The organism is Micromonospora coerulea (assembly GCF_016598485.1).
GTDB lineage: Bacteria > Actinomycetota > Actinomycetes > Mycobacteriales > Micromonosporaceae > Micromonospora > Micromonospora coerulea.
In genome coordinates, this window is sequence record NZ_JAEMUW010000001.1 from 133,268 (window position 1) to 146,678 (window position 13,411).

Annotated in this window: 11 protein-coding genes; 6 read left to right on the forward strand and 5 right to left on the reverse strand. The window is 73.1% G+C overall.

Annotation, left to right across the window (positions count from 1 at the left end):
* Nucleotide 1: 1 nt before the first annotated feature.
* Nucleotides 2–799, reverse strand: a complete 798-nt coding sequence (locus I8N68_RS00700) for an ABC transporter ATP-binding protein (protein WP_200206311.1) — start codon at nucleotides 797–799, stop codon at nucleotides 2–4.
* 285 nt (nucleotides 800–1,084) lie between these two features.
* On the opposite strand from I8N68_RS00700, the gene I8N68_RS00705 reads away from it, so the two are divergent.
* Together I8N68_RS00705 and I8N68_RS00710 are read left to right on the forward strand one after the other, a co-directional pair.
* A complete protein-coding gene (locus tag I8N68_RS00705; RefSeq protein WP_200206315.1) occupies nucleotides 1,085–2,116 on the forward strand; it encodes an ABC transporter substrate-binding protein in 1,032 nt (343 codons plus the stop codon).
* Nucleotides 2,117–2,217: 101 nt separating this feature from the next.
* The gene (locus I8N68_RS00710) at nucleotides 2,218–3,066 is read left to right on the forward strand and encodes an ABC transporter permease (protein WP_200206316.1); all 849 of its coding nucleotides are present in this window, start codon (nucleotides 2,218–2,220) and stop codon (nucleotides 3,064–3,066) included.
* An 80-nt stretch (nucleotides 3,067–3,146) separates the two neighbouring features.
* Here I8N68_RS00710 and I8N68_RS00715 read toward each other — a convergent pair whose 3' ends face one another.
* Nucleotides 3,147–4,328 carry an ABC transporter substrate-binding protein gene (locus I8N68_RS00715; RefSeq protein WP_200206317.1) on the reverse strand — a complete coding sequence of 394 codons (1,182 nt, stop codon included), beginning with the start codon at nucleotides 4,326–4,328 and terminating at the stop codon, nucleotides 3,147–3,149.
* A gap of 445 nt (nucleotides 4,329–4,773) precedes the next feature.
* On the opposite strand from I8N68_RS00715, the gene I8N68_RS00720 reads away from it, so the two are divergent.
* The 4 genes from I8N68_RS00720 (at nucleotide 4,774) to I8N68_RS00735 (ending at nucleotide 9,321) form a co-directional block, all read left to right on the forward strand.
* Nucleotides 4,774–7,884 carry a sensor histidine kinase gene (locus I8N68_RS00720; protein ID WP_200206318.1) on the forward strand — a complete coding sequence of 1,037 codons (3,111 nt, stop codon included), beginning with the start codon at nucleotides 4,774–4,776 and terminating at the stop codon, nucleotides 7,882–7,884.
* The gene (locus I8N68_RS00725; RefSeq protein WP_007465177.1) at nucleotides 7,881–8,288 is read left to right on the forward strand and encodes a roadblock/LC7 domain-containing protein; all 408 of its coding nucleotides are present in this window, start codon (nucleotides 7,881–7,883) and stop codon (nucleotides 8,286–8,288) included. Before I8N68_RS00720 ends, I8N68_RS00725 begins: the two co-directional genes overlap by 4 nt.
* A gap of 66 nt (nucleotides 8,289–8,354) precedes the next feature.
* The gene (locus I8N68_RS00730; RefSeq protein WP_200206319.1) at nucleotides 8,355–8,717 is read left to right on the forward strand and encodes a DUF742 domain-containing protein; all 363 of its coding nucleotides are present in this window, start codon (nucleotides 8,355–8,357) and stop codon (nucleotides 8,715–8,717) included.
* Nucleotides 8,698–9,321 (forward strand): GTP-binding protein, encoded by a 624-nt coding sequence (locus I8N68_RS00735; protein WP_200206321.1) that lies wholly within the window; start codon nucleotides 8,698–8,700, stop codon nucleotides 9,319–9,321. The genes I8N68_RS00730 and I8N68_RS00735 overlap by 20 nt, the downstream gene beginning before the upstream one ends.
* A 90-nt stretch (nucleotides 9,322–9,411) precedes the next feature.
* Here the strand turns inward: I8N68_RS00735 and I8N68_RS00740 are convergent, their stop codons facing one another.
* The 3 genes from I8N68_RS00740 to nirB are packed head-to-tail and all read right to left on the reverse strand — an operon-like array spanning nucleotide 9,412 to nucleotide 13,375.
* Nucleotides 9,412–10,500 (reverse strand): uroporphyrinogen-III synthase, encoded by a 1,089-nt coding sequence (locus tag I8N68_RS00740; RefSeq protein WP_200206322.1) that lies wholly within the window; start codon nucleotides 10,498–10,500, stop codon nucleotides 9,412–9,414.
* Nucleotides 10,500–10,847 carry a nitrite reductase small subunit NirD gene (gene nirD, locus I8N68_RS00745; RefSeq protein WP_200206323.1) on the reverse strand — a complete coding sequence of 116 codons (348 nt, stop codon included), beginning with the start codon at nucleotides 10,845–10,847 and terminating at the stop codon, nucleotides 10,500–10,502. The genes I8N68_RS00740 and nirD overlap by 1 nt, the downstream gene beginning before the upstream one ends.
* Nucleotides 10,844–13,375, reverse strand: coding sequence for a nitrite reductase large subunit NirB (nirB, locus tag I8N68_RS00750; RefSeq protein WP_200206928.1), 2,532 nt, complete (start codon nucleotides 13,373–13,375; stop codon nucleotides 10,844–10,846). Before nirB ends, nirD begins: the two co-directional genes overlap by 4 nt.
* Nucleotides 13,376–13,411 lie beyond the last annotated feature (36 nt).

Consider the following 13,411-nt stretch of genomic DNA (forward strand, 5'->3'; position numbering starts at 1 on the left):
GTCAGCGTCCTCCCGTGCCGGACGCCGCCGGCGTCCCCGCCGGGCCGTCCCGTTCCATCAACAGCTCGTGCAGCTCGGCGCTGACCCGGGCGACCTCGGCCAGGTGGGCGTTGCGGCCGAGGGTGCGGGGCCGCGGGATGTCCACCTCGAGGATGTCGCGGATCCGCCCGGGACGCGGGCTGAGCACGACCACCCGGTCGGCGAGGAGCACCGCCTCGTCGATCGAGTGGGTGACGAAGACGATGGTCGCCTTCGTCTCCATGTGCACCCGCTGGAGCTCGCCGGAGAGCTCCTCCCGGGTGAGCGCGTCGAGCGCCGAGAAGGGCTCGTCCATCAGCATCACCCGGGGTTCCCCGATCAGCGACCGGCACAGCGAGACCCGCTGCTGCATGCCGCCGGAGAGTTCGTGCGGCAGGCGCTTCTCGAAGCCGCCGAGGCCGGTCAGGTCCAGCAGCTCCCGGGCCCGCTCGCGGTGCTTCGACCGGCTCCAGCCGAAGATCTCGACCGGGAGCAGGACGTTGTCCAGCACCGAGCGCCAGGGCAGCAGGGCGGGCCGCTGGAACAGCATGGCGATGTCGCGGCGGGGCCGGGTGATCGGCGCGCCGGCCACGGTGATCTCGCCCTCGGTGACCGGCAGCAGCCCGGCGATCATCCGGAGCAGCGTCGACTTGCCACAGCCGGAGCGGCCGAGGACGGCGACGAACTCGCCCTCCGCGACGTCGAGGTCGATGCCGCGGAGCGCCTCGACCCGTCCGGACCGGCCGTCGAAGGTACGGGACACCGCGGCCAGCTTGATCATGTTCCGCCGTCTCCCTCCGGTCCCGCCGATCACGAGCCCGGCAAGGGTAACCGGCGCCCGTCCCTATAGCACCGTCCGGGGTGGACGGCTGTCAGTTTCCATCACGCAACTTCGTTTCCGTTCCGCAACCGATACGCCCGGGCTGACCGAGCTGGCCTTCTCGTACGCTGTGCCCGCGAATAGTCCCCTCACGACGGTCCCGTCAGCTGTCCCCTCCTGCCGGCACCGTCGGACCCACGACCCGTCCGGGTGGCATGACCTGGTCGGAAAGGACATGGTGCACTGATGAGAAGGCTGACCCGTACGGTCGCCGCCGCCGCGCTGGCCACCGCCCTCGCCCTGGTCGCCGGGTGCAGCAGCGGCTCGGACAAGTCGGACGAGGCCAAGGGCGCGAACGGTGCCGCCCTGGAAAAGGTGACGTACCTCACGTCGTTCGGCAACTTCGGCCGGGACTCCTACGCCTGGGTGGCGAAGGAGAAGGGCTTCTTCTCCGACGCCGGCTTCGACGTGGAGATCAAGCCCGGTCAGGGCACCGGCACCGTCATCCAGACGGTCGTCGGCGGTCAGGCGGACTTCGGGCCGATCGACCTCACCGGTGGCATCCTCCAGCTCGGCAACGGCCAGGCCAAGGACTTCGTCGCGGTGGCGGCGATCCAGCAGCGCACCATGGCCGCCATCGTCTCGGTCGAGGGCAAGAACATCGCCACCCCGAAGGACCTGGAGGGCAAGAAGCTCGCCGACACCCCCAGCTCCGTCGTGCGCAACCTCTTCCCCACGTACGCCCGGCTGGCCGGCATCGACGCCAGCAAGGTGACCTGGGTCAACGGCGAGGCGCAGACGCTGATGGGCACGCTCGCCTCCGGCTCGGTCGACGGCATCGGCCAGTTCGTGGTCGGCCAGCCCACCGTCGAGGCGGTGACCAAGAAGAAGCCGGTCGTGCTCCCGTACAGCAACGTGATGCAGGACCTCTACGGCAACGTGCTGATCACCTCCACGAAGATCGCCAAGGAGAAGCCGGAGATGGTCAAGCGCTTCACCGCGGCGCTGCTCAAGGGCCTGGAGTACGCCCTGGCCAACCCGCAGGAGGCGGCGGACATCCTGAAGAAGAACGTGGACGCCACCAACCCGGCCGCGGCCGCCGCCGAGCTGCAGCTGATGGCCGCGTACGTCCGGTCCAGCAACTCCGGCACCGCGCTGGGCACCCTGGACAGCGGCCGGGTCGCCAAGAGCATCGCCCTGCTGCAGGGCGCGGGCGCGCTCAAGCAGAACCTGACCCCCGACCAGATCATCGACTTCAACCTCGCGCCGAAGGCCTGACCGGTCGACTCGGACAACGGGGGTGCGGCCCGCCGGGGTTCCGGTGGGGCGCACCCCCTTCCCGTGCCGGTCGTGGGGCCGGTCGAGCAGAGGAGGACACGTTGACGGAGTTCACCTGGACCGGGGCCGGTACGCCGGCGCCGGACCAGTCCGCGCCGGCGCCGGTCGGGTCGCGCCGGGCCGGCGTACGCCCGGCGGCGGTGGCGCTGCCGGCGCTCGGGCTGCTGATCGCGGTGACGGTCTGGTGGACGGTCACGTCGGGCCTGCACCTGGTCCATCCGGCGTCGCTGCCGCCGCCGCAGGTGGTGTGGCGCGCGCTGACCGGCACGAGCGACGTGCTGCTGCCGGCGCTGGGGATCACCACCGCGATGACCGTGCTCGGCTTCCTGCTCTCCTCGGTGGCCGGGGTGCTGATCGGCATGGCGCTGGCCGCCTCCCGGCCGGTCGAGCGGATGTTCGCGCCGCTGCTGGTGGCGGTCAACGCGGTACCGAAGATCGCGTTGGGCCCGCTGCTGGTGGTCTCGGTGGGTTGGGGCCAGAAGCCGATCCTGACCATGGTGTTCCTGCTCTGCTTCTTCCCGATCGTGCTCTCCACCGCGACCGGGCTGACCACCACCCCGGCCGACCTGGCCGAGCTGGCCCGGTCGCTGAACGCCTCGTGGTGGCAGTCGTTCCGCAAGGTGCGCTTCCCGGCCGCCCTGCCGCAGATCTTCGTCGGGTTGAAGGTGGCGATGCCGCTCGCCGCGATCGGCGCGGTGATCGGGGAGTTCTACTCGGACAAGCCCGGCCTGGGCTACCAGATCCTGCAGTACAACGGCATCGGGGACACCGCGACGGCCTGGGCGGCGATCGTGCTGATCGCGGTGATGAGCATCCTGCTCTACTCCGCCCTCGGCCTCGTCGAGCGCCTCGCCCTGCCCTGGGTCCGCGCCACCACGTCGTCCCGCTGACCCGGCGTCGGCCGGGGACGCCGGAGCTCACCCCGAAGTGTGGCCCGCCCGTCCCGGCGGGCCACACCGCACTGCCCGCCTCAGCCGGCCAGGCGCCAACGCCCGCCGCGGGCCACCAGGGTCGTCAGCGCCTGGGGCATCAGGCCGGAGTGGTTGTCCGGGGTCATCCGGATCGGGCCGGAGAGCCCGTCGAGCTGCGACGTCTCCAGGACATCGCGGAGGCCATCCCGGTTGATCCGGCCGGGCTCGCCGCCGGAGCGCAGCTCGGCGTCCGCGATGAGCTGCACCGCGTCGGCGGCGAAGGAGGAGTAGCCGTGGTAGCCGCCGAAGCGGGCGGTGTAGTCCTGGAACCACTGCCGGCGGGCGGCCTTGGCGGGGGTGGTGGCGATGACGTCGTCGATCACCATGGTCTGGGTGAAGATCAGGGTCGCCTTCTCGGTGGTCCGCGCCGACGCGCCGAGGAAGAGGTCGCCCGCGGCCGACGAGTCGAAGAAGAGCGATGGGGCGGACCTGTTCTGCCCCGCGCTGGCCGCGGCGAGCGCCGCCTGCTCCGGCGGTGTCCAGACGACCAGCGCCTGCGGCTTCCGGTCGACCAGCGCCCCGACCTGGCTGGCGACGTCGGTGTCGGTGGGGCGGACGGCCTCGGTGCGGAGCAGCCGGATGCCGGCCTTGTCGAACTCGCGGCTCAGCGCGGTCAGCCCCTCCCGGCCGTAGTTGTCGGCGCTGTGCAGCACGGCCACCTTGCGGATGTTGCGGCGGGTCAGCTCGGTGGTGAGTGCGCCGGCGCTGTCGGCCGCGTTGGGGGCCAGCTTGAACACGTACCGGCGCTGGGCGACCGGCTCGGTCACGCCCCCGGAGGAGGCGAGCGCGATGGTGGGAATGCGCTTCTCGTTGATCGTGCGGACGGCGCCCACCGCGCATTCGTTGCAGCCGCCCATGATGATCGCGGTGACCTTCGAGTCGTTGCTGAAATCGTTGATGTTGCGCAACGATTCGGCGGCGTCCGAGCGGTTGTCCTTCACCTTGAGCTCGATCTTCCGGTCGCCCAGTGCGCCGGAGGAGTTCAACTGCTCGACCTTCAGTTCCAACGCCCGCTGGTACACCTTGCCCAACGGTGCCGAGGCGCCGGAGAGTTCCAGGTCGGCGGCGATGACGATCGGGCTGGTGTCCTGCTGCTCCTCGCCGATCTGGCAGCCGGTGAGCGTGGTGGCCAGCACGGCCGAGGCGAGCGCCGCGATACTCGCGGAGCGGATGGGGCTCAACTTGGTCCTCCAGGTGCGGCGCGGGCGGGGCCCGATCACCGCCGCTTATCCGTCCTCAGTGGAAGACGGGATTGGTCTGCCGTACGGTGTGCGCGAAGCCTGCAAAACCTTGCCAATGCCGGGCCCTGTGGTCAAGCGCGGAAGCCGGGAGCTGTTTCGGGACGCTCATCCCACATGGTGGGGACGCGGAATGTTCACCGTTGCTCACTTTGCAGATTCAACCGACCACTCTGGATGCACATGCCCTGTTCAGAGGGCTGGGGAAAAGAAGGTAATAGTTGACCGGAGCCCGGGTTGAGCGCCCGCCGATCGTTTCCTGCCTCACTGCGGCTTCCCAAACAGGATCTTCTCTGATGAAATCGCGGCCGTGCCGCGCGTGGCGCTGGCCGCTGTACCAGGCACGGGTCGGCGGGTCAGGCGTGGAAGAAACGACGGAGGCGATGTCGTGAGCACCGGACCTACGACCCTGCCCGAGATTCCCGGCGCCGCCTCGCGGAACCGGCGACGACGGCTGCCCCGGCTGCGGGACGCGCGGATCCGGTCCAAGCTCGCCCTCATCCTGGTCGTACCGGTCGCCGCGGTCATCGCGCTGGCGACTATCCGACTCGTCTCGGTCGGCGAGGGCGCCTACGACGCCACCCGGATCCGGTCCCTCACCGCGCTCTCCATCGACATCTCCGCGCTCAACCAGGACCTGCACAAGGAGCGGATGGCGGCGGCGGTCTACCTGGTCGCGCCCGACCAGAAGCCGGACGACTACAACCTGCGGGTCCGCCGCACCGACGAGCGGATCGCGGCGTACCGCCAGGAGCGGGGGCAGCTCGACAACCTGCCGGCCGCGGTCCAGGACCGGCTCGAGGTCATCGACGATCACCTGGCGACGCTGAACGGCACCCGCCAGGAGGTGCTCGACCGGCAGCAGATGCCGGTGGCCGAGGCGAGCCTGCGCTACGGCGTCATCCTCGCCGACCTGGTCTCGTACGGCGACACGCTCGCGCAGCAGTCCGGCGGCGAGAGCCTCGCCGACGCCCGACGGGCGGTGGCCGCGTTCGCCCACGCCAAGGCCGCGGTCGCCGAGGAACAGGCGGTCGCCTTCACCGCGCTGGCCGCCGGTCGACTCGACGAGGAGCAGTTCTCCTCCTTCCTCGCCACCCTGACCGGACAGCAGGAGGCGCTGCTCTCCTTCGCCCGCTCCGCCGAGCCGGCACAGCGGGCCCTGGTGGACAGCACGGTCTCCGGCGACGCGGTGCAGCTCTCCGACCGGGTCGCGGCGGACCTGTCCCGCTCGGTCGGGCAGGCTCCGGTGGGGCAGGCTCCGCTGGTCACCCGGGACGACGCCGCGGCCGCCATCGGCGCGGTCGACGACCTGATGCGGTGGGCCGAGATCCAGCTCCAGGACCAGCTGCTCGCCGACGCCGACGCCGCCCGGACCGACGTCATCCGGCAGGCGATCATCGAGTCGGTGCTCGTCCTGCTCACCCTCATCATCGCGGTGTCCCTCGCTGTGGTCCTGGCCCGCTCGCTCAACCACTCGCTGCGCCGGCTGCGGGAGGGCGCCCTCGCGGTGGCCAACCACGACCTGCCGGAGGCGGTGAGCCGGCTGCAGAACGTCAACGCCATCGGCGACGGCGGCGTGGAGGCGATCGTCGAGCAGGTCCGCGACCCGATCCAGCTCAGCAACCGCGATGAGGTCGGCCAGGTGGCCGTCGCCTTCAACGTGGTCCACCGCGAGGCCGTCCGGGTGGCCGCCGAGCAGGCCGCGCTGCGGACCAGCGTGTCCGCGATGTTCCTCAACCTGGCCCGGCGCAGTCAGACCCTGGTCGACCGGATGATCGGCGAGCTGGACGCCATCGAGCGCACCGAGGAGGACCCGAAGCGCCTCGCCCAGCTCTTCGAGCTGGACCACCTGGCCACCCGGATGCGCCGCAACGACGAGAACCTGCTGGTGCTGGCCGGCGCCGACTCGGCCGTGCCGCGCCGCGACGACGCGCTCCTGGTGGACGTGCTCCGCGCCGCCCAGTCCGAGGTGGAGCTCTACAACCGGATCGAGTTCGGCACGGTCGACACCGACGTCTCGGTCGCGGCCCACGCGGTGAACGACGTGGTGCGGCTGGTCGCCGAGCTGCTGGACAACGCCACCCGGTTCTCCCCGCCGAACACCACGGTGGTGGCCGACGGCCGGCGGATCCGGGACTACGTGCTGATCCAGGTCGAGGACCGCGGTCTGGGCCTGACCGACGAGCAGTTCGACTCGCTGAACCGGCGGCTGGCCGCCCCGCCGACGGTGGACGTGGCGGCCTTCCGGCTGATGGGCCTCGCCGTGGTGAGCCGGCTCGCGTCCCGCTACGGCGTCCGGGTCGAGCTGCGGCGCAACGTCGAGGGCGGGACGGTCGCCCAGGTGACCCTGCCCAATTCGACGGTGGTGCTGCCGGCGAACCGGGGCCACGACCCGACGCCGCTGACCCGGCCGCGCCAGCCGCTGGCCGTCGAGCAGACGCCGCTGGCCACGGTGGGTCACGCGGACCCGCTGGCCGGCGCCGGGCGGGCCGGGGCGGCCACCCTGACCGACCAGTGGCGTACCTCGACGCCCGCGCCGGCCCGCTGGCAGGGGGCGACCGAGGCCCGGGACACCACCTCCGCCGTGCAGGCCGGCGGTGCGACCGGTGCGCTGCCGACCCTGCCCCCCATGCCGGCGCCCGCGCCGCCGGCCCACGTCTCCAGCGGCGGCCTGTCGGTGGGTACGCCCACCGGCGCCTACCCCACCCTCGCCCCGCTGCCCAAGCGGACCCCGGGCGGCGAGGCGGCCGATCCGGGTACCTCGGGACTCCCGGTCGGCCCGCTCACCGGGCTGGGCGGCGTCGCCACGGCCGGCCCGGCCCCGGTGGCGCCGGTGACCGCGCCCGTCGCGGCGACCCCGCCGGCCGCGGCCGTCCCGGTGGTGGCCCGACCGGCCCAGCCGGCCGAGGCGCCGATCTTCCGGGAGATGGAGGCGGTCTGGTTCCGCTCCCACGGCGACGACGAGACGACGATCTTCACCCGCCCGCGGTTCGACGACGAGCCGGCCCCGGCCGCGCCGCAGCCGGTCGCCGCGGCGTCCCGACCGCCGCTGCCGACCCGCACCCCGGGTGCCCAGGCGGCGGCCGTGTCGTCCCCGCCGCCGTACAACCCGCCGGCCGCGCCCACCGTGCCGCCCGCCGCGGCCGTACCCCCGCCGGTGCCACCCGCTGCCCCGCCGCCGTCGGCCCCCGCGCCGGCGTCGGCGCCGCCCAGGACGGACCCGGACGCGTGGCGGACGGCGGCCGACGACGGCTGGACCCGGGCGTCCCGGGCCGCCGAGCCGGCCACCGGCGGCACCACCCGCTCCGGTCTGCCGAAGCGCGTGCCGCAGGCCCAGCTCGTCCCCGGCGGCATCGAGCCGAAGGGAGGCCGGTCCCAGAGCCGGCGCACGCCCGACGAAGTACGCGGCCTGCTGTCGGCCTACCACCGCGGTGTGCAGCGGGGCCGGACGGCCGGCGCGGACCTGAACAGCACCTCTAACAAGGAGACGAACCGATGAACAGGCCAGCGGCCATGCAGGACATGGGTTGGCTGCTCACCAACTTCGCCGACAGCGTGGCGGGCATCGCCCACGTGGTGGCGGTGTCCGCGGACGGGCTGCTGCTCGCCTCCTCCCGGGACCTGCCCGGGGACCGGGCGGACCAGCTCGCCGCGATCACCTCCGGCGTGGTGAGCCTGACCGAGGGCGCGGCGCGGATGTTCAGCGCGGGCGGCGTGCTCCAGACCGTGATCGAGATGGACAGCGGCTACCTGTTCCTGATGTCGATCAGCGACGGCTCCTCGATGGCGGTGCTCGCCGCCCGCAGCTGCGACGTCGGCCAGGTGGGCTACGAGATGGCGCTGCTGGTGGAACGGGTGGGTGCGGCCCTGGTGCCGTTGCCCCGGGATGCCGTCCGGTCCTGACCGGAACCGACGTGACCAGGTGATCCGGAGCCGGCCCGGCTCCGTACGGAGGGAGGTGATCGCGAGATGGAACCACGGCGGGACCCGCGCGGGGCGCTGGTGCGACCGTACGCGGTCACCCGTGGCCGTACGGAGCCGTTGCAGAACATCGCTCTGGAGGCGGTGCTGTCGTGCACGCCCACCCAGGTGGCCGAGGCGCGGTTCGCCGGGCACGACAAGTACCGCATCGCCTCGGTCTGCGAGGGCCGGGCACAGTCACTCGCGGAGATCGCCGCGTACACCCGGATGCCGCTGGGCGTCACCCGGGTGCTGGTCGCCGACATGGTGGCCGAGGGCCTGCTGACGCTACACACCGCCGCTCCCCCCGAGGGATTCGAGGAGCGGATGAACCTGCTTGGAAGGGTGCTAAGTGGACTTCGCGAACTATGACCCCGCCGGGGCGCGCCGCAGCCGGGAGATCATCTCCGCGAAGATCGTGGTCGCGGGTGGCTTCGGCGTGGGCAAGACGACCCTGGTCGGAGCGATCTCCGAGATCACTCCGCTGACCACCGAGGCGTTGATGACGGCCGCCGGCGTGGGCATCGACGACCCGTCGAAGGTGCCCGGCAAGGAGACCACCACGGTCGCCATGGACTTCGGCCGGATCACCATGGCGCAGGACCTGATCCTGTACCTGTTCGGCACGCCGGGCCAAACGCGCTTCTGGTTCATGTGGGACGAGATCATCCGTGGTGCGGTGGGGGCGGCCGTCCTGGTCGACACCCGGCGGATCACCGACGCCTTCGCTCCGCTGGACTACTTCGAGAACCGCAACCTGCCGTACGTGGTGGCGCTGAACCGGTTCGACGACGCGCCGCATTACGAGCTGGAGGAGGTACGCGAGGCGCTGGCGATCCCGCCGGACGTGCCGCTGGTCTCGTGCGACGCCCGGCACCGGGAGTCGGTCAAGCAGGTGCTGGTGACCGTCGTCGAGCACGCCATGCTCCGCCTCCAGGCCGAGCACGGCCGCGGCTTCCCGACTCCGGTCGGCTGACGCAGTCCGCCCCGGTGTGGGGCGGTCCGGGTACGTGTCGACAGGGCGCCGTCTCCGCCACCGGAGACGGCGCCGCAGGGCCCCTCCGGTTTATTCCACCCGGAGCCGGTAGCCGCGCTTGACCACGGTCTGCACCACGCGGGGGGCGCGCAGGCCGGCCCGGAGCCGGGCCACGGCCATCTCCACCGCGTGCTCGTCGGCGCCGCGCGGCAGCGTCCGCAGCAGGGCCGTGCGGGACAGCACCCGCCCCGGCGACCGGGCCAGCGCCCGCAGCACGGCCATCGGCGCCGGGGCGAGCGGGCACAGCTCCCCGTCCACCACGGCCGCGTGCCCGCGCAGGGTCAGCAGGTGGCCCCCGGCCTTGACGCTCACCGTCCGGCGCGGCAGCTCGTCCACGATCGTACGGACCAGCGCGCCGAGCCGGGCCCGGTTCGGCGCGCTCACCGGCACCCCCCGCCGGACCAGCGGCTCGGCGGTGACCGCACCCACGCAGCTGGCGAGCACGTCGCCGCGGAGCGCCTCCAGCACCGTCTCGGTCCGGTCCCCGGCAGCCCGCAGCAGCGCCTCCGCGGCCGGCGCGGAGGTGAACGTGACGGCGTCCACCAGCCGGCCGGCGACCAGGTCAATGAGCCGGTGCAGCGGGGCCGGGTCGGTCGGCGCCGCCCAGCGGTACACCGGCACCTCGATCACGGTGGCCCCGGCGTCCTCCAGCGCGGCGGTGCACTCCGGTTGCCGGTCGCCGTGCAGCTGCATGGCGATGACCTGCCCGGCCACCCCGCGCCGGCGCAGGTGCTCGACCACCTCGTCGCAGCTCTCCGAGGCCGGCGACCACTGGTCGTGCAGGCCGGCGGCCCGGATCGCGCCGCGCGCCTTGGGGCCGCGGGCCACCACGTACGACCGGGCGAGCACCGACCGCAGCGGCTCGGCCAGTCCCCAGCCCTCGGCCGCCTCCAGCCAGCCGCGCATCCCGATGCCGGTGTTCGCCATCAGGATGTCCGGCGGCCGGTCGAGGCAGGCCCGGGTGGCCTCGCGCAGGTCGGTGTCGTCGGCGAGCGGGACGATCCGCAGCGCCGGGGCGAGCACCACCCGGGCGCCGCGCCGCTGGAGCAGCGCGGCCAGCTCGTCCCGCCGCCGGTCGGCGGTCACCCCGATCGTGAAGCCGGCCAGTTCGTCGGCCATCACTCCTCCTGTCGCAGCCGCACCTCGACCACCCCGGCCCGACAGCGCGCCTCGTGCCGCCGCAGCGTCACGTCGGGGAGGTCCAGGCAGCGCCCGGTGCGCAGGTCGTAGACCTGCTTGTGCAGCGGGGAGGCGAGCGTGGGCACGCCGCCGCGGCTGCCCACGATGCCCCGCGACATCACGTACGCGCCGCCGACCGGGTCGAGGTTGTCCACCGCGTACAGCTCGCCGCCGGTGGCGAAGAGCGCCACCTGCACGCCGTCGACCAGCGCGGCGACGCCCCGGTCGGGGTCCAGCCGGTCGAGGGGGCAGACCGGGGTCCAGTCCAGCGTGCTCGTCGGGCTCATCGGCGTACCTCCGGCAGGCCGAGCGCGACCGGCTGGCGGCGGCGTTCGGCGCCGGCCGCCAGCGGTGCCCCGCGGGCCGGTACGGGCTGGCCGCGTTCGAGGGCGAAGGTGATGGACGGGTCGGGCACGTCCGGGGCGTTGACGAAGGAGGTGAACCGGCGCAGCCGGTCCGGGTCGTCGAGGACGTCCCGCCACTCGTCCGAGTACGACGCGACGTGCCGGGCCATCGCCGCGTCGAGGTCGGCGCAGAGCCCGAGCGAGTCGTCCACGATGACGGCGCGCAGGTGGTCGAGGCCGCCCTCCATCGCCTCGATCCAGGCGGCGGTGCGCTGCAACCGGTCGGCCGTGCGGATGTAATACATCAAGAATCTGTCGATTAGCGGAATCAGCGCCTCGGTGGATAGATCAGTGGCGAACAGGTCGGCGTGCCGGGGCCGGAAGCCGCCGTTGCCGCCGAGGTAGAGGTTCCAGCCGGTCTCGGTGGCGATGATCCCGAAGTCCTTGCTGCGCGCCTCGGCGCACTCGCGGGCGCAGCCGGAGACCGCCGACTTGATCTTGTGGGGGGCGCGCAGGCCCCGGTAGCGCAGCTCCAGCGCGATGGCCAGCCCGACGGAGTCCTGCACCCCGTACCGGCACCAGGTCTCGCCGACGCAGGACTTCACCGTGCGCAGCGCCTTGCCGTACGCGTGGCCGGACTCGAAGCCGGCGTCGACCAGCCGGCGCCAGATCTGCGGCAGTTGGTCGACCCGGGCCCCGAACAGATCGATCCGCTGCCCACCGGTGATCTTCGTGTAGAGCCCGAAGTCCCGGGCCACCTCGCCGATCACGATCAGCTTCTCCGGGGTGATCTCGCCGCCGGGGATCCGGGGCACCACCGAGTAGCTGCCGTCGCGTTGCAGGTTGGCCAGGAAGTGGTCGTTGGTGTCCTGCAAGGACGCCCGCTCGCCGTCGAGCACGTGCCCGGTGCCGAGCGAGGCGAGGATCGAGGCCACCACCGGCTTGCAGATGTCGCATCCGCGCCCCCGCCCGTGCTCGGCGATGAGCTGCGAGAAGGTGCGGATGCCGCGGACCTGGACGATCTCGAACAGCTGTTGCCGGCTGGCGTCGAAGTGCTCGCAGAGGGCCGTCGACTGCTTCACCCCGGCCGCGTCGAGGAGCTGCTTCAGCATCGGCACGCAGGAGCCGCAGCTCGTGCCGGCCCGGGTGCACGCCTTCAGCGCGGGCACGTCCGCGCAGCCGTCGGCGATCGCCGCGTCGATCTGCTCGCGGGTCACCGCGTTGCAGGAGCAGACCTGCGCCGCGCCGGGCAGCGCGGCCACGCCGCCGCCGGTCTCGCCGGCCGGGGCCAGCAGCGCCAGCGGGGGAGCGGGCAGCGGCCCGCCGACGCTGGCCCGCAGCGTCGGGTAGGCGGTCGCGTCCCCGACCAGCACGCCGCCGAGCAGCGTCCGCGCGTCGTCGGAGAGGACCAGCTTCGCGTACGACCGGGTGGCCGGGTCGGTGAAGGTGACGTCCAGGCAGCCCGGGGTGGTGCCGTGCGCGTCGCCGAACGACGCCACGTCCACGCCGAGCAGCTTCAGCTTGGTGGCGGTGTCCGCGCCGGGGAAGGTGGCCGCGCCGCCCAGCAGCCGGTCGGCGACCACCTCGGCCGTCGCGTAGCCCGGAGCGACCAGCCCGTGGCAGGTGCCGTCGACCGCCGCGCACTCGCCGATCGCCCAGATCCGCTCGTCCTCCGTGCGGCACGTCGCGTCCACCAGCACCCCGCCGCGCGGGCCGAGTGCCAGGCCGGCCGCCCGGGCCAGCTCGTCCCGGGGCCGGATGCCGGCCGCCACCACGACCAGCTCGGCGGCGATCGAGCCGCCGTCGGAGAGCGCCAGCTCGGCCACCGTGCCGTCCGGGCCGGGGCGCAGCGCGTTGGTCGCCACCCCCAGGTGGGTCGTCACGCCCAGCTCCTCGACGTAGCGCCGGAGCATCGCCCCGCCCGCCGAGTCCACCTGCACCGGCATCAGCCGGGGCGCGAACTCGACCACATGGGTGGCGAGGCCGAGCAGCCGCAGCGCGTTCGCCGCCTCCAGACCGAGCAGGCCGCCCCCGATCACCGCGCCGGTCTCCCGGCCCCGGGCGTGCTCGCGGATCGCCGCCAGGTCGTCCAGCGTCCGGTAGACGAAGACCCCCGGCAGGTCCGTGCCGTCGACCGGCGGCACGAAGGCGGACGACCCGGTGGCGAGCACCAGCGCGTCGTACGGATGCTCGCCGGCCGCCGTGGTGACCACCCGCCGGACCCGGTCGATTCCGGTGGCCGGCTCGCCGAGCCGCAGCGCCACGCCGTCGTCGGGGCTGTGCAGGTTCAGCTCCTCGGCGCTGACCCCGTCGAAGAAGGCCGAAAGCCGCACCCGGTCGTACGCGGGCCGAGACTCCTCGGCCAGCACCGTGACCCGCCAGCGTCGCTCGTGGTCCCGGGCGCGCAGCGCCTCGACGAAGCGCTGCCCCACCATGCCGTTGCCGATGACGACCAGCTCGCCGTCCATCACGTCACCTCCACCGCCTCGCGGTCCCATCCCGTCACC

What these genes read in the sequence shown, in the direction of transcription:
- I8N68_RS00725 (WP_007465177.1), top strand. Translation starts at nt 7,881, where the DNA reads ATGAACAGGCCAGCGGCCATGCAGGACATGGGTTGGCTGCTCACCAAC.
- I8N68_RS00740 (WP_200206322.1), bottom strand. Translation starts at nt 10,500, where the DNA reads ATGGCCGACGAACTGGCCGGCTTCACGATCGGGGTGACCGCCGACCGG.
- I8N68_RS00730 (WP_200206319.1), top strand. Translation starts at nt 8,355, where the DNA reads ATGGAACCACGGCGGGACCCGCGCGGGGCGCTGGTGCGACCGTACGCG.
- I8N68_RS00705 (WP_200206315.1), top strand. Translation starts at nt 1,085, where the DNA reads ATGAGAAGGCTGACCCGTACGGTCGCCGCCGCCGCGCTGGCCACCGCC.
- I8N68_RS00700 (WP_200206311.1), bottom strand. Translation starts at nt 799, where the DNA reads ATGATCAAGCTGGCCGCGGTGTCCCGTACCTTCGACGGCCGGTCCGGA.
- nirD (WP_200206323.1), bottom strand. Translation starts at nt 10,847, where the DNA reads ATGAGCCCGACGAGCACGCTGGACTGGACCCCGGTCTGCCCCCTCGAC.